General features: G+C 72.2%; 17 protein-coding genes and 2 pseudogenes. 8 read left to right on the top strand and 11 right to left on the bottom strand.

Going from position 1 to position 19,711, the window contains the following annotated elements; genetic code table 11:
- The first annotated feature begins 200 nt into the window (after window positions 1-200).
- Entirely contained in the window at window positions 201-974 is a 774-nt protein-coding gene (locus tag OG974_RS27745) for a hypothetical protein (protein ID WP_327285393.1), read from the top strand.
- 168 nt (window positions 975-1,142) lie between these two features.
- Here OG974_RS27745 and OG974_RS27740 read toward each other — a convergent pair whose 3' ends face one another.
- From OG974_RS27740 to OG974_RS27715, 6 genes and pseudogenes are all read right to left on the bottom strand, one after another.
- On the bottom strand, window positions 1,143-1,595 hold the full coding sequence (locus tag OG974_RS27740; RefSeq protein ID WP_054225493.1) for a MarR family winged helix-turn-helix transcriptional regulator: 453 nt from the start codon (window positions 1,593-1,595) through the stop codon (window positions 1,143-1,145).
- 142 nt (window positions 1,596-1,737) lie between these two features.
- A complete protein-coding gene (gene lon / locus OG974_RS27735; RefSeq protein WP_327285392.1) occupies window positions 1,738-4,134 on the bottom strand; it encodes an endopeptidase La in 2,397 nt (798 codons plus the stop codon).
- Between the two features lie 361 nt (window positions 4,135-4,495).
- Complete coding sequence (locus OG974_RS27730) at window positions 4,496-5,050, bottom strand: DinB family protein (protein ID WP_371646929.1); 555 nt, start codon at window positions 5,048-5,050, stop codon at window positions 4,496-4,498.
- Window positions 5,033-5,878 (bottom strand): annotated as a pseudogene (locus OG974_RS27725) (sulfurtransferase); the annotation flags it as partial. The pseudogene OG974_RS27725 and the gene OG974_RS27730, both read right to left, overlap by 18 nt.
- A gap of 250 nt (window positions 5,879-6,128) precedes the next feature.
- The gene (locus tag OG974_RS27720; protein ID WP_327285391.1) at window positions 6,129-6,542 is read right to left on the bottom strand and encodes a hypothetical protein; all 414 of its coding nucleotides are present in this window, start codon (window positions 6,540-6,542) and stop codon (window positions 6,129-6,131) included.
- Window positions 6,539-6,973 carry a MarR family winged helix-turn-helix transcriptional regulator gene (locus tag OG974_RS27715; RefSeq protein WP_371644772.1) on the bottom strand — a complete coding sequence of 145 codons (435 nt, stop codon included), beginning with the start codon at window positions 6,971-6,973 and terminating at the stop codon, window positions 6,539-6,541. Before OG974_RS27715 ends, OG974_RS27720 begins: the two co-directional genes overlap by 4 nt.
- A 73-nt stretch (window positions 6,974-7,046) precedes the next feature.
- Here OG974_RS27715 and OG974_RS27710 point away from each other — a divergent pair, with 73 nt between their 5' ends.
- On the top strand, window positions 7,047-7,583 hold the full coding sequence (locus OG974_RS27710; protein ID WP_327285389.1) for an N-acetyltransferase: 537 nt from the start codon (window positions 7,047-7,049) through the stop codon (window positions 7,581-7,583).
- Between the two features lie 20 nt (window positions 7,584-7,603).
- Here the strand turns inward: OG974_RS27710 and OG974_RS27705 are convergent.
- A pseudogene (locus OG974_RS27705) lies at window positions 7,604-7,858 on the bottom strand (serine/threonine protein kinase); the annotation flags it as partial.
- A gap of 12 nt (window positions 7,859-7,870) precedes the next feature.
- Window positions 7,871-9,145 (bottom strand): hypothetical protein, encoded by a 1,275-nt coding sequence (locus OG974_RS27700; protein ID WP_328763658.1) that lies wholly within the window; start codon window positions 9,143-9,145, stop codon window positions 7,871-7,873.
- A 179-nt stretch (window positions 9,146-9,324) separates the two neighbouring features.
- On the opposite strand from OG974_RS27700, the gene OG974_RS27695 reads away from it, so the two are divergent.
- Complete coding sequence (locus OG974_RS27695; RefSeq protein ID WP_327285387.1) at window positions 9,325-9,924, top strand: hypothetical protein; 600 nt, start codon at window positions 9,325-9,327, stop codon at window positions 9,922-9,924.
- Here OG974_RS27695 and OG974_RS27690 read toward each other — a convergent pair.
- Window positions 9,921-10,412 carry a TetR family transcriptional regulator gene (locus tag OG974_RS27690; RefSeq protein ID WP_371646927.1) on the bottom strand — a complete coding sequence of 164 codons (492 nt, stop codon included), beginning with the start codon at window positions 10,410-10,412 and terminating at the stop codon, window positions 9,921-9,923. The genes OG974_RS27695 and OG974_RS27690 overlap by 4 nt on opposite strands.
- Before the next feature lie 35 nt (window positions 10,413-10,447).
- Between OG974_RS27690 and OG974_RS27685 the strand changes: the two genes are divergently transcribed.
- From OG974_RS27685 to OG974_RS27670, 4 genes are all read left to right on the top strand, one after another.
- Window positions 10,448-10,591, top strand: a complete 144-nt coding sequence (locus OG974_RS27685) for a hypothetical protein (RefSeq protein ID WP_371644771.1) — start codon at window positions 10,448-10,450, stop codon at window positions 10,589-10,591.
- 214 nt (window positions 10,592-10,805) lie between these two features.
- On the top strand, window positions 10,806-11,546 hold the full coding sequence (locus tag OG974_RS27680; RefSeq protein ID WP_327285386.1) for a response regulator transcription factor: 741 nt from the start codon (window positions 10,806-10,808) through the stop codon (window positions 11,544-11,546).
- Complete coding sequence (locus OG974_RS27675; protein WP_327285385.1) at window positions 11,543-12,622, top strand: ATP-binding protein; 1,080 nt, start codon at window positions 11,543-11,545, stop codon at window positions 12,620-12,622. The genes OG974_RS27680 and OG974_RS27675 overlap by 4 nt, the downstream gene beginning before the upstream one ends.
- A 259-nt stretch (window positions 12,623-12,881) precedes the next feature.
- Window positions 12,882-16,766 carry a multifunctional oxoglutarate decarboxylase/oxoglutarate dehydrogenase thiamine pyrophosphate-binding subunit/dihydrolipoyllysine-residue succinyltransferase subunit gene (locus tag OG974_RS27670; RefSeq protein WP_327285384.1) on the top strand — a complete coding sequence of 1,295 codons (3,885 nt, stop codon included), beginning with the start codon at window positions 12,882-12,884 and terminating at the stop codon, window positions 16,764-16,766.
- 963 nt (window positions 16,767-17,729) lie between these two features.
- Here the strand turns inward: OG974_RS27670 and OG974_RS27665 are convergent.
- Both OG974_RS27665 and OG974_RS27660 read right to left on the bottom strand, forming a co-directional pair.
- The gene (locus OG974_RS27665; RefSeq protein WP_371644768.1) at window positions 17,730-18,209 is read right to left on the bottom strand and encodes a hypothetical protein; all 480 of its coding nucleotides are present in this window, start codon (window positions 18,207-18,209) and stop codon (window positions 17,730-17,732) included.
- 252 nt (window positions 18,210-18,461) lie between these two features.
- Window positions 18,462-18,701, bottom strand: coding sequence for a hypothetical protein (locus OG974_RS27660; RefSeq protein WP_328763652.1), 240 nt, complete (start codon window positions 18,699-18,701; stop codon window positions 18,462-18,464).
- A 164-nt stretch (window positions 18,702-18,865) separates the two neighbouring features.
- Here OG974_RS27660 and OG974_RS27655 point away from each other — a divergent pair, with 164 nt between their 5' ends.
- Complete coding sequence (locus OG974_RS27655; RefSeq protein ID WP_327285382.1) at window positions 18,866-19,624, top strand: GntR family transcriptional regulator; 759 nt, start codon at window positions 18,866-18,868, stop codon at window positions 19,622-19,624.
- The last annotated feature ends 87 nt before the right edge of the window (window positions 19,625-19,711 follow it).

The following is a 19,711-nucleotide window of genomic DNA, read 5'->3' as shown; positions in this document are numbered from 1 at the left end:
CGCTGTCAGAGCGCCGTCATGGACCGGTGGTTGAAAGATCGATGGGGGCTTTGGCAGTATGCGCGCCCACATCCCGCCCGGAGCCCGCCGAGCGCCCCTGCGGGCGGGCGGGCGGCGCCGGTCCGACCCCCTCCGCATTGGTACGGACTTTTCACACCGTCACGGCCCGCCCCGGCGTACCCGGCGGGCAGAATGTCCGTATGCGCATCGACCTCGCCTCGGCCCCCGGCAACCCGGAACGCCCCAACGAGGACTGGCTATCGGCGGCGATGCCCGCTGCGGGCGGCGGAGTCCTGGTCGCCCTGGACGGGGTCACCCCGCCGGACGGCGCGGTGGGCTGTACGCACGACGTGCCCTGGTTCGCGGCCCGACTCGGGGGCCGATTGACCGAACTGTCCGGATCGCGGCGGGACATGCCGCTGGACCGGATCCTGGCGGAAGCCATCCGCGAAACCGCCGACGCACACCGGGGCACCTGTGACCTTTCTCACGTGCGGACCCCGCAGGCGACGGTGGTGATGGTCCGCTGGGACGAGGCGTACGTGGAGCACCTCGTGCTCTCGGATTCCGTGCTGCTCCTCGAAGCGCCCGGGGGCGAGGTGACGCCGGTGCTCGACGACCGGCTCGACCGGATCCCGCGCGAGCTGCTGCGTACGCACGCCTCGGCGGACGCGCTGCGCAACGCGGAGGGCGGCTTCTTCACGGCGGCCGCGGACCCGGCGGTCGCCGCCCGGGCGGTGACCGGGCGCAGCCCGCGCGCGCGGGTACGGGCGGTGGCGGCGCTCACCGACGGGGCGAGCCGGTGGACGGACACGTTCGGGGAGGGCGATTGGGCGCAGTGCCTGGCGGTGCTCCGGAAGGAGGGCGCGCAGGGCCTGATCGCCCGGGTCCGCGCCCTGGAGTCGGACCCGGGGCGCCCCCTGACCCGCGGCAAGCGCCACGACGACGCGTCGGCGGCCTACGCGGAGCTGTAGCCGATCCGGGCTCGCCGGGCGAAAGGCCGGCCCCGCCGGCGTTCGAGGCGCGGAGTGCGGGGCGGAGTCCCGAAAGCCGGGCGCGGCCCGGGCCGCTCGCGCGGCGGCGCCGCACCCGCCCCGCGCCGGCCCGACCCGTCGCGTCGTGGTGTGCCGGTCGGCCGGGGGCTATTCCTCGCCCTGGTTCAGCTGGTTGAGCAGCCGGGCCAGTTCGGCGACCTCGCCCCGGTCCCAGTCGGCGAGCTTGCGCATGTACTGCTCGCGCCGGGCCCCCCGCACGCGCAGGAACCGCTCGCGCCCCTCGTCGGTGAGGCCGACCAGGAAGGCCCGCCCGTCGGCCGGGTCGGGCTCGCGGGCCACCAGGCCGAGCAGCTCCAGGGCGCGCAGCTGGCGGCTCATGGTGGCCTTGCCGACCCCGAAGTACGCGGCGAGCTCGGTGGCCCGCTGTCGGCCCGCGGCCTCCAGCCGGACGAGCAGCCCGTACGCGGCCGGCTCCAGCTCGGGGTGCAGGGCGCGCGCCATCTCCCCGGAGGAGGCCCGGGCCCGCCGGAGGAAGACGGACAGCTCCCGCTCCAGGGCAAGGAACTCCTGGTCTTCGCTTCCGTGCACGTCCGCTCCCATCGATGGTGTCCTGGGGCACCAGTATTTCGCAGCGGAAACACCACCGGCCCGGGACCCCGCCCGCAGGCCCCCGGACGGAGTCCGGGCGAAGGGTCGCGGGCCGGTGGTGCGTGCGGCCGGGCGCGGGTCGGGCGGCCGCGGGTCAGGCGGCCGCGGAGACCGGGACGGCGTCTGCCGCGAGGGCCAGTTCCAGGACCTGGCGCACGTCGGTCACCGGGTGCACCTCCAGGCCTTCCAGGACCTCGGACGGAACGTCGTCCAGGTCGGCCTCGTTGCGCTTCGGGATGATCACGGTGGTCAGGCCGGCCCGGTGTGCGGCCAGCAGCTTCTGCTTGACCCCGCCGATGGGCAGGACGCGCCCCGTCAGCGAGACCTCGCCGGTCATGGCCACGTCGGTGCGGACCTGGCGCCCCGACAGCAGCGAGGCCAGCGCGGTCGTCATGGTGATGCCCGCGCTCGGCCCGTCCTTGGGGACCGCGCCGGCCGGGAAGTGGATGTGCACGCCCCGGTCCTTCAGGTCGGCGACCGGGAGCTCCAGTTCGGCGCCGTGGGAGCGCAGGAAGCTCAGCGCGATCTGCGCGGACTCCTTCATCACGTCGCCGAGCTGCCCGGTCAGGGTGAGCCCTGCGGCGCCCGTCTCCGGGTCGGCCAGTGAGGCCTCGACGAAGAGGACGTCGCCGCCCGCGCCGGTCACCGCGAGCCCGGTGGCCACGCCGGGGACGGCGGTGCGCCGCTCGGCGGGGTCCTGGGCGGATTCCGGGACGTGGTGCGGGCGCCCGATGAGCGCGCGCAGATCGTCGGCGCCGATGCGCAGCGGCAGCTGCCGCTCCCCCAGCTCGTGCTGGGAGGCCACCTTGCGCAGGAGCCGGGCGAGGGAGCGCTCCAGGGTGCGGACGCCGGCCTCGCGGGTGTACTCGCCGGCCAGCTTGCGCAGTGCGTCCTCCTCCAGGACCACCTCGTCGGCGCCGAGTCCGGCGCGCTCCAGCTGGCGGGGCAGCAGGTGGTCGCGGGCGATGACGACCTTCTCGTCCTCGGTGTAGCCGTCGAGGCGGACGAGCTCCATGCGGTCGGCGAGCGCCTCGGGGATGGCTTCCAGGACGTTGGCGGTGGCCAGGAAGACCACGTCGCTCAGGTCCAGCTCGACCTCCAGGTAGTGGTCCCGGAAGGTGTGGTTCTGGGCCGGGTCGAGGACCTCCAGCAGGGCCGCGGCCGGGTCTCCCCGGAAGTCGGAGCCCACCTTGTCGATCTCGTCGAGCAGGACCACGGGGTTCATGGATCCGGCTTCCTTGATGGCCCGGACGATCCGGCCGGGCAGCGCGCCGACGTACGTACGGCGGTGGCCGCGGATCTCGGCCTCGTCGCGGACGCCGCCGAGGGCGACGCGGACGAACTTGCGGCCCATGGCGTGCGCGACGGACTCCCCTAGGGAGGTCTTGCCGACGCCGGGAGGCCCGACGAGCGCCAGCACGGCTCCGCCGCGCCGCCCGCCGATGACGCCCATGCCGCGCTCGGAACGCCGCTTGCGCACGGCCAGGTACTCGGTGATGCGGTCCTTCACGTCGCTGAGCCCGGCGTGCTCGGCGTCGAGGACGGCGCGGGCGCCGCGGATGTCGTACTCGTCCTCGGTCCGCTCGTTCCAGGGCAGCTCCAGCACGGTGTCCAGCCAGGTGCGGATCCAGGAGCCCTCCGGGGACTGGTCGCTGGACCGCTCCAGCTTGTCGACCTCCTTGAGCGCGGCCTCCCGGACCTTCTCGGGGAGGTCGGCGCCCTCGACGCGGGCCCGGTAGTCGTCGGACTCCTCGCCGTCCTTCTCGCCGTTCAGCTCGCGCAGTTCCTTGCGCACGGCCTCCAACTGGCGGCGCAGCAGGAACTCGCGCTGCTGCTTGTCGACGCCGTCCTGGACGTCCTTGGCGATGGACTCGGCGACGTCCTGCTCGGCGAGGTGGTCGCGGAGCCAGCTGATGGCGAGCTTGAGGCGGGCCACCGGGTCGGCGGTCTCCAGCAGTTCGACCTTCTGGGCCACGGTCAGGAACGGCGAGTACCCGGAATTGTCGGCGAGGGCCGACACGCCCTCGATCTGCTGGACGCGGTCCACGACCTGCCAGGCGCCGCGCTTCTTGAGCCAGCTGGTGGCGAGCGCCTTGTACTCCTTGACGAGCTCGGCGACCGACCCGGGCAGCGGGTCCGCGAGCCGTTCGTCGACGCTCTCGCCCTCGACCCAGAGCGCCGCGCCGGGCCCGGTGGTCCCGGCTCCGATCCGGACGCGGCCGACAGCGCGGATCAGCGCCCCGGGGTCCCCGTCGGAGAGCCGCCCCACCTGCTCGACGGTCCCGAGCACACCGGTGCCGGCGTACTTCCCGTCGACCCGCGGCACGAGCAGCACCCGGGGCTTCCCGCTGCGGACCGCCGCCTGGGCGGCCTCGACGGCCCCCCGCACCTCGGCGTCGGACAGGTCCAGCGGAACGACCATCCCAGGCAGCACGACCTCGTCGTCGAGCGGCAGCACGGGCAGAGTGAGCGTTACGGACGTCGAAGCCATGATCTTCCCTCCGGCAGTGAAGTTGAGCTATGCCGACTCAATGCATGTGCGCCCCCCAATGTTCCCCATCCGACGTTCGCCGGGGGCGAACAACTCAACGGCCTGGCTGCGGATGTCGCCCGGGCCGGTCCGCGCGGGCACCGACGCCGGCGGCTCCGCGAACGTCAGACGGGCCTCGCCCGAGGAGGACCGGACTTGCGCCGACGGGCTGGTCGGGCCGGTCAGGCGGGGTGTCGCCCCGGTAGGGAACCGTGCGCCGGGCGGCGACGACCGTCCGGCTGAACCGGAACGACGCGGCGCGAGAAGACATCACCGCACCCGGGGATGCGGTGGGGTCAACCCCCGGGCCCCGAGCCCGGGTTCAGATGCCGACCGCGCCGTCGATCCGCTCGCGCAGCAGGTCGGCGTGCCCGTTGTGGCGGGCGTACTCCTCGATCATGTGGATGAGCACCCAGCGCAGTGAGACCTTCCCGCGCCACTCGTCGTCGGCCTCCACGTCCAGGTCGGGCGCCGCGGCGGTGAACGACTCCGCGAACGCGACCTCGTCCCGCCAGGCCTCCCACGCCGCCGCGACGACCCCCGGGCCGGACACCGCCCCGTCGAAGTCGCCGTCCGGGTCCGCCTCCGAGGAGAACAGGGCCGACGCCTCTTGCCCGGCGAGGACCCGCCGGAACCAGCGGCGCTCCATGTCCGCGAGGTGGCGGACCAGTCCGAGAAGCGACAGCGTGGACGGCTCCACCGACCGCAGGGCCAGCTCCGCGTCGAGCCCGGCGCACTTCAGCTCCAGCGTCGCGCGCTGCGCCGCCAGGACATCGGTGAGCAGGACCCGTTCGTCGCCGGTCGCGGGCGCGGCGAACCGGTCCTCGGACTCGGCGCTATCGAAGAACTGCGCCCGCCGGCCCGTGACCGCGGGCAGCTCGGGGCGCACGGCCCAGTCCGTCCACGAGCCGTCGTACACGGCGAGGGCCTCGTATCCGGCCAGCGTGGCCCCCAGGGCCAGGACGCACGCCGTCACGCCCGAACCGCAGCTGAAGTACAGCCGCTCCCTGCCCCCGGTCAACGCGGCGAAGACCTCCCGGAGTTCCCCGGCGGGCCGCATCAGGCCGCTGTCGCGCTGGAGGTCCCCGAACGGCAGGTTCACGGCGCCCGGCATGTGCCCCCCGCGCAGCCCGGCCCGCGGTTCCGGGGCCGCGCCGGTGAACCGCTCGCGGGTACGGGCGTCCAGTACGACGGCCGCCGGATCGGCCAGGGCCGCGCCGACCGCATCGGCGTCGACCAGCAGCCCGGTCCGCGGCCGGGCGGTGAAGGAGCCGCGCGGGCCCTCGTAGGTGGGGCCGCACTCCTCGACCGGCAGTCCGGCGGCGGTCCAGGCGGGCAACCCGCCGTCCAGGACGGCGGCCCGGTCGAAGCCCATGGCGCGCAGCATCCACCAGGCGCGGGCGCTGGAGTAGATGCCGGCGCCGTCGTAGACGACGACGGTGTCGGTGTCGTCTACGCCGAGCGCGCGCATTGCCTCCTCGAACGCGGCGCCGGCGGGCATGGTGTGCGGGGCGGGGGCGTCGTGGTCGGACAGGGCGCCGTCGAGGTCGAAGGGCCGGGCGCCCGGTATCCGCCGGTCGGCGCCGCGGTGGGCGCCGACGGAGGCGTCGAACACGACGAGTCCCGGCTCGCCGAGCCGGCCGGCCAGCCAGTCCGCCCCGACCAGCGGTCCGGGCAGGGCGGCATCGGGGCTGGATGTGGTCATTCGGCACCTCCGGGTCGGTAGGCGGGCCCCTTCGCCTTCGAGGCCCGCCACACATCTTGCTACGCGACCCGGAGATGCCCTGCAAAGCGCCGTGCCGGTAAGGGAGTTCGCGAGGAGCGCGCAGTCCGTCGTCACCACGATCCGCCGGGCCCTCGGGAGCATCCGTGGGCTGGCCCGGCGGGTCGGCGAGCTCGGCGTCCCGGTGGCCGGGGCGGGCGGTCGGGTGCCGGCACTCTTCGGCCCGTAGTGGCTACCGGGGGAACGGGGAGAGGTCGGGCTCGACCCAGCCTGACTTCGCCCGCACCCCGGCCAGCGTCGCCGGGCGGTAGAAACGGGTCAGCAGCCGTTTGTCGAGCAGCGCGGGGTGGCGGCCGACGAACGTGTCGAAGTCGCAGTCGAGGTCGCGATCGCCCCCGTCGGGCCCGGCGGCGTGGTGCCCGACCAGTTCCACCCAGGCACGGCTGACGGTGGCGTTGTACTTCTGCGGCGCGCCGGCGTAGCGCGCCGTGCGCCGGATGCCCTCACTGACCAGGTCGACCGCGGCGGGCACGCCGCACCGCCGTACGGCCAGCCACGTCAGGTGGACGTGTTCCCGGTGACCGAACCGCGCGGCGGTCACCATCACTTCGGCCATCAGCTCCTCGAAGGCGGGGCTCGGGGTCATCGGGACACCTCTGTCAGCGCTTGCAGGGCGGCGCGCAGGCCGGCGATCGCGTCGGCGGGCAGCTGGCCGAGAGCGCGCTGCTCCAGGCCGGCGACGGCCTCGCGGATGGTGGCGGCTGCCACTCGCCCGGAGGCGGTCAGCTCGATGAGCACCGCCCGGCGGTCTCCCTGGCGGGTGCCGCGGGTGATGTGGCCGCGCTTCTCCAGGCGGTCGAGCACGCTGGTCAGCGTGGTGGGCCGGGTGCCGACGGCCGCTCCCAGTTCGGACACGGTGCGGCCGCGGCCATCGGCGAGGTTGGCCAGCGCATTGATCTCGGAGGCGGTCAGGTCCAGGTCGACCAGCTCCGCGGCGAGGACCTGAAGGGTGGCGTGGGTGGCCCGCTGGAGCGCCAGCAGGGCCGACCACTCAGATGGCACGATTTCGGAGTTCACGATTTCGGACTATACGATTTCGTACTATCGGCTGCAAGCGAAGGCCGCTCCCCCAGTCGCTAGGGTGCGGCCCATGGAGCCGGAAACGATCACTGTCCTGGACGGTCGCGAGTGGACCCCCGATCCGGATGCGGTGCACCGCGTCCTCGCCGACCTGGTCGCCGGCGGTGCGGCCCTCGGCTGGGTCGAGCCGCCCTCACCGGACGAGGTCGCGCAGCTGCTCGACCGGGTCCTGTCGGCGGTCGAGGCCGGGGACGCGGCCCTGCGCGTCGCCCACCTGGGCGGCCGCCTCGTCGGACTGGGCTACTGGCAGCGCTACGCCCGCCCGACGCACCGGCCGCACGCCGATCTGGAAAAGCTCGCGGTGGACGCCGCCGCCCACGGGCGCGGCGTCGGCCGGGCGCTGACCGCGGCCTTGGTCGCGGACGCCGGGGCGGCGGGCATCGAGGTCCTCACCCTGGACGTCCGGGGTGACAACGCCCACGCCCTCGGGCTCTACCGCTCGCTCGGCTTCACCGAGTACGGCCGCCTCCCCGACTTCGTCGCCGTCGGGGACCGCCGCTACGACAAGGTGTTCTACATGCACGACTTCCGCACCGGCGGCCTCTAGCCGCTCGCCGGCTCAGTCGTTCTCAGCCGCCGCCCGTCCATCGGCCCCTGCTCCGCGAGCAGGGCGGACAGGGTCGGTCCCGGTACGAACGCGGTGGCCAGCCAGGGCATTTCGGCGTCCGGGTCGGCGTCCACGACCGGGGCCGTGTGGAAACCGCCGACCCTGCGGGCGGCCACGACCTCGGCGCGGAACCGCTCACGGAAATGCGGGTCGGCCGCCAGCTCGGGATGTGCCACCTTGACGGCCACGGCACGGCCACCGCGCGAGCGGGCCAGAAGAGCGGTGCTTTACGGGCAGCGCCCCGGCTGTGCGTAGAGCGCGATGCGGGCTCCGCGGACCTCGTCCACCGAGCAGAGGTCGAAGTGCGAGGCCAGCGCCTGCCGTTTGACCGCTTCCCGGGGGTAGGGGTCCAGCGGCTGGTCCGCCGGGTCGAGCAGGGCCACCACCCGGGGGGCGTCCACCAGGCGGGTCCAGATCTGTTCCGTCGGCGCTTCCGTTCCCTGGAGGCTGTGCGAAGCCACCGGGGTGCGGGCCAGGGCCAGGTCGCGCAGGCTCCCGTACAGCTGTGGCGAGGACAGCAGCCACTCGCGCCGCCGCGACGGCATGAACAGCACGGCGTCCCCGGGCCGGGCCCGTTCCCGGACCGCGGCGGCCACCGCGAGCACGTCGTCCTTGCGGCTTTCGGGGGTGCGCAGCCACAGCGACCACCATCCGAACGGCACCAGCAGCGCGGCCACGAGCAGCCACGGCCACCGCAGCCGCGCCGCCGCGAGGCGGGCCCCGGCCAGCAGGGCGAGCCCGGCCAGCGCGTAGAGCACGTACCGGTCGACGTACCAGGGGTGGACGAGGGAGACCGCCATCAGCAGGCCGGGCGGCAGGAGGGCCAGCGGCAGAGCCACCCGTACGAGGTCGCGCTCGGCGCCCCGCGCGAGCAGCAGCGTGGCCACCGCGAGCACCCCGTACGCCGCCCAGTCCTGCCAGCTCGGCCGCCCGAGCCAGCCCAGCTGCCGCTCCGCCTGCCGGGCGCTCACCACGGCCAGCGGCAACAGCAGCAGCACCACGACGGCGGCGCTGCACCGCCAGCCGTGCGAGCGCCGGGCGGTGACCGCGTGCGCGAACAGGGCCAGTGCGGCGAACTCGTGCAGCCAGCAGCCCAGCAGCAGGACCACGGTGTAGGTGATCCACCGCTCGCGCAGCATCAGGTACGTCGCCCACACCACGGCCGCTGCGACGAGGGCGTACGAGCGGCCCTCCTGGGCGTACGTCTGCACGGGCGGCAGCACGGCGTAGGCGGCTCCGCAGAGCAGCGCGGCCCGCTCCCCCACGAGCCGGTGGGCGATCGCGGCCACCCCGGCGGCCGCGAGGGCGGTGGCGGCGACGGACGGCAGGCGCAGCGCCCACAGGCCCCCGGTCGCCGGTCCGCCGCCGTCCCACGCCAGGAACACGGCGTGCATCAGCAGGTAGTACAGCCCGTGCACGGCGTCGACCTGCCCGAGCAGGTCCCAGATGCCGTCGGGCGGGCGGTGCGCGACCTGCCAGGTGACGGACTCGTCGCGCCACATGCTGCCGCGGCCGCCCGCGCCTGCGCGTTGCAGGCCCCAGAGGCCGAGGAGGACGGCGAGCAGCGGCGGCAGCCAGCGCCAGGCGGCGATGCGGCGGATGTCGTCCTCCTGGTGCTATCCGTGGGGGCGGTGCCGACTCCATACTCGGGGGTCGGCCCGTAGTCATCCGGGGGTGGGGTGTGCGCGCGTTACGAACGGCGGCGGCCGTGCTGCTGGGTGCGGTGGTCCTGGCGGGATGCGGTTCCGACGGCGGCGGCGACTCGGACGGGCCGGGCGGACGTCCACCGTCCGGCGGAAGTGGCACGGCCGCGTCGGCCCCGGCGCAGCCGTCTCCCGGCCCCTCGTCGGGTGGGACGGCCGCTCCGTCCGGCAAGCCGACGGACACCGCGGGTGCCCCGACCGCCCCGTCCGTCCCGGTCTCCCCGGGGCCGTCCTCGGCGCTGGAACGCCTGGTCACGGTCACTCGTAGTGGTGGCATCGCCGGGAGGACGAGCAGCCTGCTGGTCAAGGGCGACGGTTCGTGGACCCGGCTCGACGCGCAGGCGCGCCCGGCCGGCACCGGGAAGCTGGCGCCGGACCGGGTGGCGAAGCTGCGTGCCGCGCTGGGGCAGGCGGACTTCGCACACCTGCCGAGGGTCCTCAAGGGCGGTGGGACGGTCTTCGACGGGTTCTTCTACGCCTTCGTGCACGGCGGCCACGAGGTGGCGGCCGACCAGGAGTCGCTGACGCCGCACTTGCAGGACGTGCTGGACGAGCTGCCCCCGTTCGAGGCCGGCTAGGTCGAAGCCGGGGCCGCCGGGAGTCCGGTTCCCGCTGTCGAGATCGCGCGCAGCTGGCGGTCCAGGTACCCGTGCAGCCGGGTCGGCATGTCCACGGCCCCGGGGGCCAGGGCCCACTGGATCTGGAGCCCGTCCATGACGGCGAGGGCCTCGCAGTCGGTGTCGGGCCGCAGCTCTCCCCGGGCGACACCCGTCTCCAGCAGCGCGACGTCGTGGGCGAGCACCCGGGCGTAGCGCTGCTCGAAGTACGCGTTCGCGGGGTGGCCGGGGTTGCCGGACTCGCCGACCAGCGTGTTGTACATCCGTACGAGGCCGGGCCGGCGGGCGTTGTCCGCGGCCAGGGAGACGACGGTGGCGTAGTACGCGGCGACGGACTCGGCGGGCTCGCTGAACAGGCGCTCCACGTCATGCTGCTCGCGCTGCGCCAGCACCGACAGCAGGAGGTCCTCCTTGCTGCGGAAGTGGTGCAGCAACCCGCCCTGGGTGATGCCGCACTCGGCGGCGATACGCGGCGCTGCTGGACGTGGCCTTCGGCCGGGCCGCGCCTGAGGGGCGGCTGCCCTTCGAGCTGCCGCGGTCGATGGCGGCGGTGGAGGCCTCGCGGCCGGACGTGCCGAACGACACGGTCGACCCGGTGTTCGCGCACGGGCACGGCCTGGTCCTGTAGGGGGTCGACAAAAGCGCGCGGTGGCTGATGATCACCGCGCACCGGGTGGCCGTGCCGTGGGGGTACGGCCACCCGGCATCACCGCCCATATCCCCATTCCCGCCATAATCGGAATCACTGCTTCCGCTGGTTTCCCTGTCCGAACCCCGCATAGCCGCAGGCCGGTGCCTCCTCTACGCTGCACCCCTACTACGCGGATCTTCAGGGGCGGGAAATGGAACAGACACACACCACCCACGGCGGCGCCGCGGCCACCCCCGGCGCCCAGCGGCGCGTGCTCGTGGTCGAGGACGACCGCACGATCGCCGATGCGATCGCGGCCCGACTGCGCGCCGAGGGCTTCCAGGTGCAGGCCGCCTTCGACGGCCCGGCCGCCGTGGCGGCGGCCGAGAGCTGGCAGCCCGAGCTGCTGGTGCTCGACGTGATGCTGCCCGGCTTCGACGGCCTGGAAGTCTGCCGCCGGGTCCAGGCGCAGCGGCCGGTCCCGGTGCTGATGCTCACCGCGCGCGACGACGAGACCGACATGCTGGTCGGGCTCGGGGTCGGCGCGGACGACTACATGACCAAGCCGTTCTCGATGCGCGAGCTCGCGGCGCGGGTGCACGTACTGCTGCGGCGCGTGGAACGGGCCACCCTGGCCGCCACCACCCCGCGCGGGGCCACCCTGCGCCTGGGCGACCTGGAGATCGACCACGCGCAGCGCCGGGTCCGGGTCCAGGCCGAGGACGTCCACCTGACGCCCACCGAGTTCGACCTGCTGGTGTGCCTGGCAGGGACACCGCGGGCGGTGCTCTCACGGGAACAACTGCTCGCCGAGGTGTGGGACTGGGCCGACGCGTCCGGCACCCGTACGGTCGACAGCCACATCAAGGCCCTGCGCCGGAAGATCGGGGCGGAGCGGATCCGTACGGTCCACGGCGTCGGGTACGCCCTGGAGACCCCGGCCCAGTCATGAGCGGCGGGCGCCCGCCCGGCGGGCTGAGGCCGTTCTCCCCGTTCTCGATCAAGACCAAGCTGGGCACGCTCGTCGTGGTCTCGGTCTTCATCACGACGGGCCTGCTGATGGTGGCCCTGCGCACCGACACCGAGCTGCGGTTCATCACGGTCTTCTCGGTGATCGCCTCGATGCTGATCACCCAGTTCGTGGCACACAGCCTGACGGCGCCGCTGGACGACATGACCCGGGTGGCCCGGGCGATCTCCCACGGCGACTACACCCGCCGGGTGCGCGGAGCCGGGCGCCGCGACGAGCTGGGCGACCTGGCCTCCACGATCAACCTGATGGCGGACGACCTGGAGGCCGTGGACCGGCACCGCAAGGAGCTGGTCGCCAACGTCTCGCACGAGCTGCGCACGCCGATCGCGGCCCTGCGGGCGGTGCTGGAGAACGTGGTGGACGGGGTTTCACGGGCCGATCCGGAGACCATGCGGACGATGCTGAAGCAGACCGAGCGCCTGGGCCGGCTCGTGGAGACCCTGCTGGACCTGTCCCGGGTCGACAACGGGGTGGTGCCGCTGAGGGCCCGCCGCTTCGAGGTGTGGCCGTACCTGTCGGGGGTCCTGAAGGAGTCGGGCCTCGCGGCCGCCGGCCGGCCGGGCCTGCTCTCCGGTTCCGGCGGGCACACCCGCAACGACGTCCACCTGCACCTGGACGTGTTCCCGCCCGAACTGACGGCGTACGCGGACGCCGAGCGACTGCACCAGGTGGTGGCGAACCTGATCGACAACGCGGTCAAGCACAGCCCCCCGCACGGCCGGGTCACCGTCCGGGCCCGGACCGGCGAGGCCCCCGGGAGTCTCGCGCTGGAGGTGCGGGACGAGGGCCCCGGCATCCCGGAGGAGGAGCGGCACCGGGTCTTCGAGCGGTTCAACCGGGGCAGCGCGAACGGCGGCGACGGCGGCACCGGACTGGGGCTGGCCATCGCCCGCTGGGCCGTCGGCCTGCACGGAGGGCATATAGGAGTGGCCGAATCGTCACGCGGCTGCCGCATCCTCGTCACGCTTCCGGGCAGCTCCCCGGCGTCACATTGACGTAGGGTTCGAGTGCGTAGGACATGATCTCGGCCACACGTGCCCGGGGTCCGTCAGGGGTGCGAAGCCACGGGGGCCGCAACCACGATGCCCCCTACCCGAACCAGGCTGGTTTCCCGCCATTCACAGCGGCGAAACCCGCCGTTCGGTGTGACCTACGTGACGTAAGTCCCGCCCGGTCTGCATCCAGCGGCCAGGGAGGCGTAGCCTTTATTCCCGCTGTCCATACCTTGTGAAGCGGAAGAGGGCGGTTGCCGCCGTGTCGCCACAGTCCCCCAGTAACCCGAGCACCACGACCGAAGCAGCAGAGGGCGGGAAGACCCCTGCCTCAGGCTTCGGTGCCAACGAGTGGCTCGTCGACGAGATCTATCAGCAGTACCTCCAGGACCCGAATTCGGTCGATCGGGCCTGGTGGGACTTCTTCGCCGACTACAAGCCGGGGGGCACTGCGTCTCCGGTGAAGCCGGACGAGTCCCGGAAGTCCCCGACGACGGACGGCGCCTCCGCACAGGCCGCCACCGCCGCCGCGACCCCGCAGGTCTCTGACGCCGCCGCCACGGGGGCGGCGAGCGCCGCGCCCTCTCCTGCCGCCGCGCCGACGCCTGTGCCAGCTCCTGCCCCTGCTCCTGCCACCCCCTCTGGTGCCCCTGCTGTGACTGTCACCTCCCAGGCCCAGGCCGCCGCACCGGCCGCCGCCGCCCCTCAGGCCCCGGCTCCGGCCGCAGCCCCCGTCGCCGCCCAGAAGGCCGCGCCCGCCACCGAGGCCCCCGCGGGCCCCGAGATGGTGACGCTCCGCGGCCCGGCGGCCGCCGTCGCGAAGAACATGAACGCCTCCCTCGACGTGCCGACGGCCACCTCCGTCCGCGCCGTCCCGGTGAAGCTGCTGTTCGACAACCGCATCGTCATCAACAACCACCTGAAGCGCGCCCGGGGCGGGAAGATCTCCTTCACGCACCTGATCGGCTACGCGATGGTGCAGGCCATCAAGGCCATGCCGTCGATGAACTACTCCTTCCAGGAGAAGGACGGCAAGCCGACCCTGGTCAAGCCGGAGCACGTGAACTTCGGCCTCGCGATCGACCTGGTGAAGCCCAACGGCGACCGCCAGCTCGTCGTCGCCGGCATCAAGAAGGCCGAGACCCTCAACTTCTTCGAGTTCTGGCAGGCGTACGAGGACATCGTCCGCCGCGCCCGCGTCGGCAAGCTGACGATGGACGACTTCACCGGCGTCACCGTCTCGCTGACCAACCCCGGCGGCCTGGGCACCGTCCACTCCGTGCCCCGCCTGATGCCCGGACAGTCCGTCATCATGGGCGTCGGCTCCATGGACTACCCGGCCGAGTTCCAGGGCACCTCCCAGGACACCCTGAACAAGCTGGGCATCTCCAAGGTCATGACCCTGACCTCGACCTACGACCACCGGGTCATCCAGGGCGCGGCCTCCGGCGAGTTCCTGCGCATCGTCGCGAACATGCTGCTCGGCGAGAACGGCTTCTACGACGACGTCTTCGAGGCCCTGCGCATCCCGTACGAGCCGGTCCGCTGGCTCCGGGACATCGACGCCTCGCACGACGACGACGTCACGAAGGCCGCCCGCGTCTTCGAGCTGATCCACTCCTACCGGGTCCGCGGCCACGTCATGGCCGACACCGACCCGCTGGAGTACAAGCAGCGCAAGCACCCCGACCTCGACATCACCGAGCACGGCCTCACCCTGTGGGACCTGGAGCGCGAGTTCGCGGTCGGCGGCTTCTCCGGCAAGTCGATGATGAAGCTCCGCGACATCCTCGGCGTGCTGCGCGACTCGTACTGCCGCACCACCGGCGTCGAGTTCATGCACATCCAGGACCCGAAGCAGCGCCGCTGGATCCAGGACCGCATCGAGCGCCCGCACTCCAAGCCGGAGCGCGAGGAGCAGCTGCGCATCCTGCGCCGCCTGAACGCGGCGGAGGCCTTCGAGACCTTCCTGCAGACGAAGTACGTCGGCCAGAAGCGCTTCTCCCTGGAGGGCGGCGAGTCCGTCATCCCGCTGCTCGACGCCGTCATCGACTCGGCCGCCGAGGCCCGCCTCGACGAGGTCGCGATCGGCATGGCCCACCGCGGCCGCCTGAACGTGCTCGCCAACATCGTCGGCAAGTCGTACGCGCAGATCTTCCGCGAGTTCGAGGGCAACCTCGACCCGAAGTCCATGCACGGCTCCGGCGACGTCAAGTACCACCTGGGCGCCGAAGGCACCTTCACGGGCCTGGACGGCGAGCAGATCAAGGTCTCGCTCGTCGCCAACCCCTCCCACCTGGAGGCCGTCGACCCGGTCCTGGAGGGCGTGGTCCGCGCCAAGCAGGACGTCATCAACAAGGGCGGCACGGACTTCACCGTCCTGCCCGTCGCCCTGCACGGTGACGCGGCCTTCGCCGGCCAGGGTGTCGTCGCCGAGACCCTGAACATGTCGCAGCTGCGCGGCTACCGCACCGGCGGCACCGTCCACGTCGTGATCAACAACCAGGTCGGCTTCACCGCCGCCCCGGAGTCCTCGCGTTCCTCGATGTACGCGACCGACGTGGCCCGCATGATCGAGGCGCCGATCTTCCACGTGAACGGCGACGACCCGGAGGCCGTGGTCCGCATCGCGCGGCTCGCCTTCGAGTTCCGCCAGGCGTTCAACAAGGACGTCGTCATCGACCTCATCTGCTACCGCCGCCGCGGTCACAACGAGTCGGACAACCCGGCGTTCACGCAGCCGCTGATGTACGACCTGATCGACAAGAAGCGCTCGGTGCGCAAGCTGTACACCGAGTCCCTCATCGGTCGCGGCGACATCACGCTGGAAGAGGCCGAGCAGGCGCTCCAGGACTTCCAGGGCCAGCTGGAGAAGGTCTTCGCCGAGGTCCGCGAGGCGTCCGCGCAGCCTGCCGGCGCCCCGGTGCCGCCGGCGCAGACCGCGCAGGAGTTCCCGGTCGCGGTGACCACGGCCATCTCGCAGGACGTCGTCAAGCGGATCGCCGAGTCCCAGGTCAACATCCCCGACCACGTCACCGTGCACCCGCGTCTGCTGCCGCAGCTGCAGCGCCGTGCCGCGATGATCGACGACGGCACCATCGACTGGGGCATGGGCGAGACCCTCGCCTTCGGCTCGCTGCTGATGGAGGGCACCCCGGTCCGACTGTCCGGCCAGGACTCCCGCCGCGGTACGTTCGGCCAGCGCCACGCGGTCCTCATCGACCGGGAGACCGGCGAGGACTACACCCCGCTGCAGTACCTGTCGGACGAGCAGGCCCGCTACAACGTCTACGACTCGCTGCTCTCCGAGTACGCGGCCATGGGCTTCGAGTACGGCTACTCGCTGGCCCGCCCGGACGCGCTGGTCCTCTGGGAGGCCCAGTTCGGTGACTTCGTCAACGGCGCGCAGACCGTCGTCGACGAGTTCATCTCCTCGGCCGAGCAGAAGTGGGGCCAGACGTCCGGCGTCACGCTGCTGCTGCCGCACGGCTACGAGGGCCAGGGCCCGGACCACTCGTCCGCCCGCCCGGAGCGCTTCCTCCAGATGTGCGCGCAGGACAACATGACGGTCGCCATGCCGACCCTGCCGTCGAACTACTTCCACCTGCTGCGCTGGCAGGTCCACAACCCGCACCACAAGCCGCTCATCGTCTTCACCCCGAAGTCGATGCTGCGTCTGAAGGCTGCGGCGTCGAAGGCGGAAGAGTTCACCAGCGGTTCCTTCCGTCCCGTCATCGGCGACACCACGGTCGACCCGAACGCGGTCCGCAAGGTCGTCTTCTGCGCGGGCAAGGTCTACTACGACCTGGAGGCCGAGCGGGAGAAGCGCGGCATCACGGACACCGCGATCATCCGCATCGAGCGGCTGTACCCGCTGGCGGGTGCCGAGATCCAGGCCGAGATCGCCAAGTTCCCGAACGCGGCGAAGTACATCTGGGCGCAGGAAGAGCCGGCGAACCAGGGTGCGTGGCCGTTCATCGCGCTGAACCTGATCGACCACCTCGACCTGGCGGTCGGCGCGGACGTCCCGGCGGGCGAGCGCCTGCGGCGCATCTCGCGCCCGCACGGCTCCTCCCCGGCGGTGGGCTCCGCGAAGCGCCACCAGGCGGAGCAGCAGCTCCTGCTGAACGAGGTCTTCGAGGCGTAGTCGCTGCGCTTGCTCGAACGACGGAAGGCTCGGCACCCCGAGGGGTGCCGGGCCTTCCGGCTGTGGCGGGGGGGGGCTCCGCTCCCGCCTCCCCCGCACCCGTTCGGGTGGGGCTCCGCCCCCCTCTCACCACCACCGCCAGGCGGTGGTTGCCCAGCCGCCCCACCGGATTGCCGGGCGGGGGTCGCGAGCAGCGGAATTCCGCTGAGCCGAGTCGGCCGGCGAGGGGCGGTGGCTTCGGGGGGTCGGCACCCGATCACCCGGGATCGGGGAGGGTTCGGGGGTTTCCCGTCAGTCCCATCGTCCTTCCGTTGACGGGCCGGCCCGTCAAGGGCGCTCCCTGCGGTCGCGTCGCTCCGCGATGGCCTCCGGCCACCCTTGACCGCCCGTCCCACCCCGGAAAGACAAGGACTGCCGGGAAGCCCCCAAAAGAACGGCACGGGTCAGCGCGCACTGAGCGGGGAGATCAGGGAGCGACTGCCCGGTTCCCCGGGCAGCGTCCGGCCAAGGCCCACCACCCCGGCCGGGCAGCGGCGGGGGCCCGGGCACCGGGCAGGCTTCCGCCCGGTGCCCATCGGCAGGTGTGTTCCGGGTCGGGGGCTGCTCTACCTGCACGAAACAGCGGCCGGCAGCCCCTCGGGAGCCACCGATCGCATCTGATCGCTACGCGGCTGAGCGACCTGGCGGCGATCAGGTCTCAGTCGTGGAGCATGTCGCGCACGCGACGTTCCGGGAGGCGCCTGTTTCGGAGTCCACCATGACGGTCACCCCGGACCCGTGGGGGCACACTCGACGGGGTCGTTTCCCTGGCCGGCGCTCAACCCGGGTCGCGGCGAAGGTTGCCGCCACCCCATGGAACCGAGGGTCAATCCACCCCTGTGGACGAGACTCGTCAGGATCTTCGCTCACCACAACTCCCTCCTCGCGGAACGTAGTCACTCGACTGTAGAGGAGCGGACCCGGTCAGGCGCCCGGTGGCGGAGCAGCACACGCCGACCCACCCTCCGTGCACTCGCTGTGCATGCAGTCTCCGGCGTGGATCTCCGCGTCGGCCAGAACTCCCCACAGATACGCGTCGGGCTCATACCCGGCCTCGCGGATCGCTTCCATCGTGCGATCGAGGGTGTCCGCATCACGCTTCAGCGTCTCCGGGCCCTCTGGCCTGTGGTCCACGAACCGGGCGACCGACGCGCACAGTTGTCGGTACATCTCCGTGTGGAGGATAAGCGCATGCCATCCCATGTCGACGGTCTTGGAGGGGCGCAACTGCCGCCCGGTGGCCGTCGCGGCCGTCACGACGAACTTGATGGCCTCGTCGACGATTCGTTCGGCGAGCACTTCATCCACGCCGTCGTTGTCACGCACCACGAGGCGTGCCACGCGGGCGAACCCTTCGTCGGACAGAAGGTGTCGTGCGGACCGCCTCAAGGTCTCGGTTGCCATCTGGGCTTTCCTCTCGGTTGTTGAGTCTCGGGTGCTGGGGATGACAGCGACGCGTACTACGCGGCGACGGGCAGGACACTCAGCTGCGGGCCCGGAGTTCGGGGTGGTGTCGCATGATGAGGACGTTCATGTCACTGACGCGCGAGCGGTCGCGCTCCACGTGGGCCTGGAAACGGGCCAAGACATGAGCGGCGCACTCGGCGCAGGAGTCCGGGGGGACCGGCAGCCGGGGGAACAGGTCGGCGGCCTCCACTACACGGCCTCGATGTTGGCCACGGCCGTGGAGATCTCCCGGCCTGACGGACCTCGGACGTACGCCAGTACCACCCAGCGCTCACGGACCGGGTCATCGGAGACCTCCTCCCGGACCACAGCCATCAGTTCGCCCTCGACGCCGGACGCGATGTCACGGACCTGGCGGCGCAGAAGACGGTGGGGGACGGAAACGACGCGCCCCGAGTCGGCATCGGAGGCATCGCAGTGTTGCGACATCCAGACCACTCCTCTCTAGAGATGTATCCACTACAGCCGAAATGCGCTTCAGTCGTCAAGAGATCTCTAGAGATCTCAGCCGAAGGGGGGTGACCGCGCCGCTGCGTGCGGCCACCTACTGGTGGCCCTAGGGTGTCTAGAGAGGAGAAGGAGTGATCGGTTTCATGACCAGCCAGGGCAGCGCCCGCCGGCCGAAGTACCAGCGGATCGCTGATGCACTGAGGACCGCCATCCAGACGGGCGAGTACGGTCCGGGTGACCGTCTGCCCGGGGAGAACGACCTCATGGCCACGTACGAGGTCGCCCGGATGACCGCACGCCAGGCACTCGGAGTCCTGCAGAACGAAGGCATCGCGGAGGCACGGAAGGGTGCCGGTGTGTTCGTCCGGGCGTTCAAGCCCCTGCGGCGGCGTGGTATCCAGCGGTTGGCGCACGAGCAGTGGGGCTCAGGGCGCTCTATCTGGTCCGCCGACACCGAGGATCGGCAGCTGGTCGTCGATCAGATCGAAGTACGTGAGGAAGAGGCGAACAACCGGATCTCCGACGCCCTTGCCCTTCCCGCAGGGACCCGGGTGTGTGTACGTAGCCGCCGCTTCGTGCTTGAGGGCAAACCCGTGCTTCTCGCGACGTCGTTCCTGCCGTCGGACATCGTTGCGGACTCTGCTGTCACTCAGGTCGACACGGGACCCGGCGGTACGTACGCGCGATTGGCCGAGCTGGGGCATGAGCCCGTGCACTTCCGCGAGGAGATCCGGTGCCGCATGCCCTCAGCCGACGAAGCCGAACGGCTTTCGCTCGCTATGGGCACGCCGGTGATCCAGATCGTCCGTACCGCTTTCGCCGAAGGCGGGCGAGCCATCGAGGTCAACGAGATGACTTTGGACTCCGCCTCCTACGTCCTTGAGTACGACTTCGACGCCTGATCCGCTGTGGGTCGAACCACCGGGCAGGGCGCCCCTGCCTCCGGCGGGCTGCCGATCGCTGTCTCGTGCGGGCGCAATGGTCTGGCG

The sequence above is a fragment of the Streptomyces sp. NBC_00597 genome (assembly GCF_041431095.1).
Lineage (GTDB): Bacteria > Actinomycetota > Actinomycetes > Streptomycetales > Streptomycetaceae > Streptomyces.
This window is presented reverse-complemented; position numbering and strand designations above follow the sequence as displayed.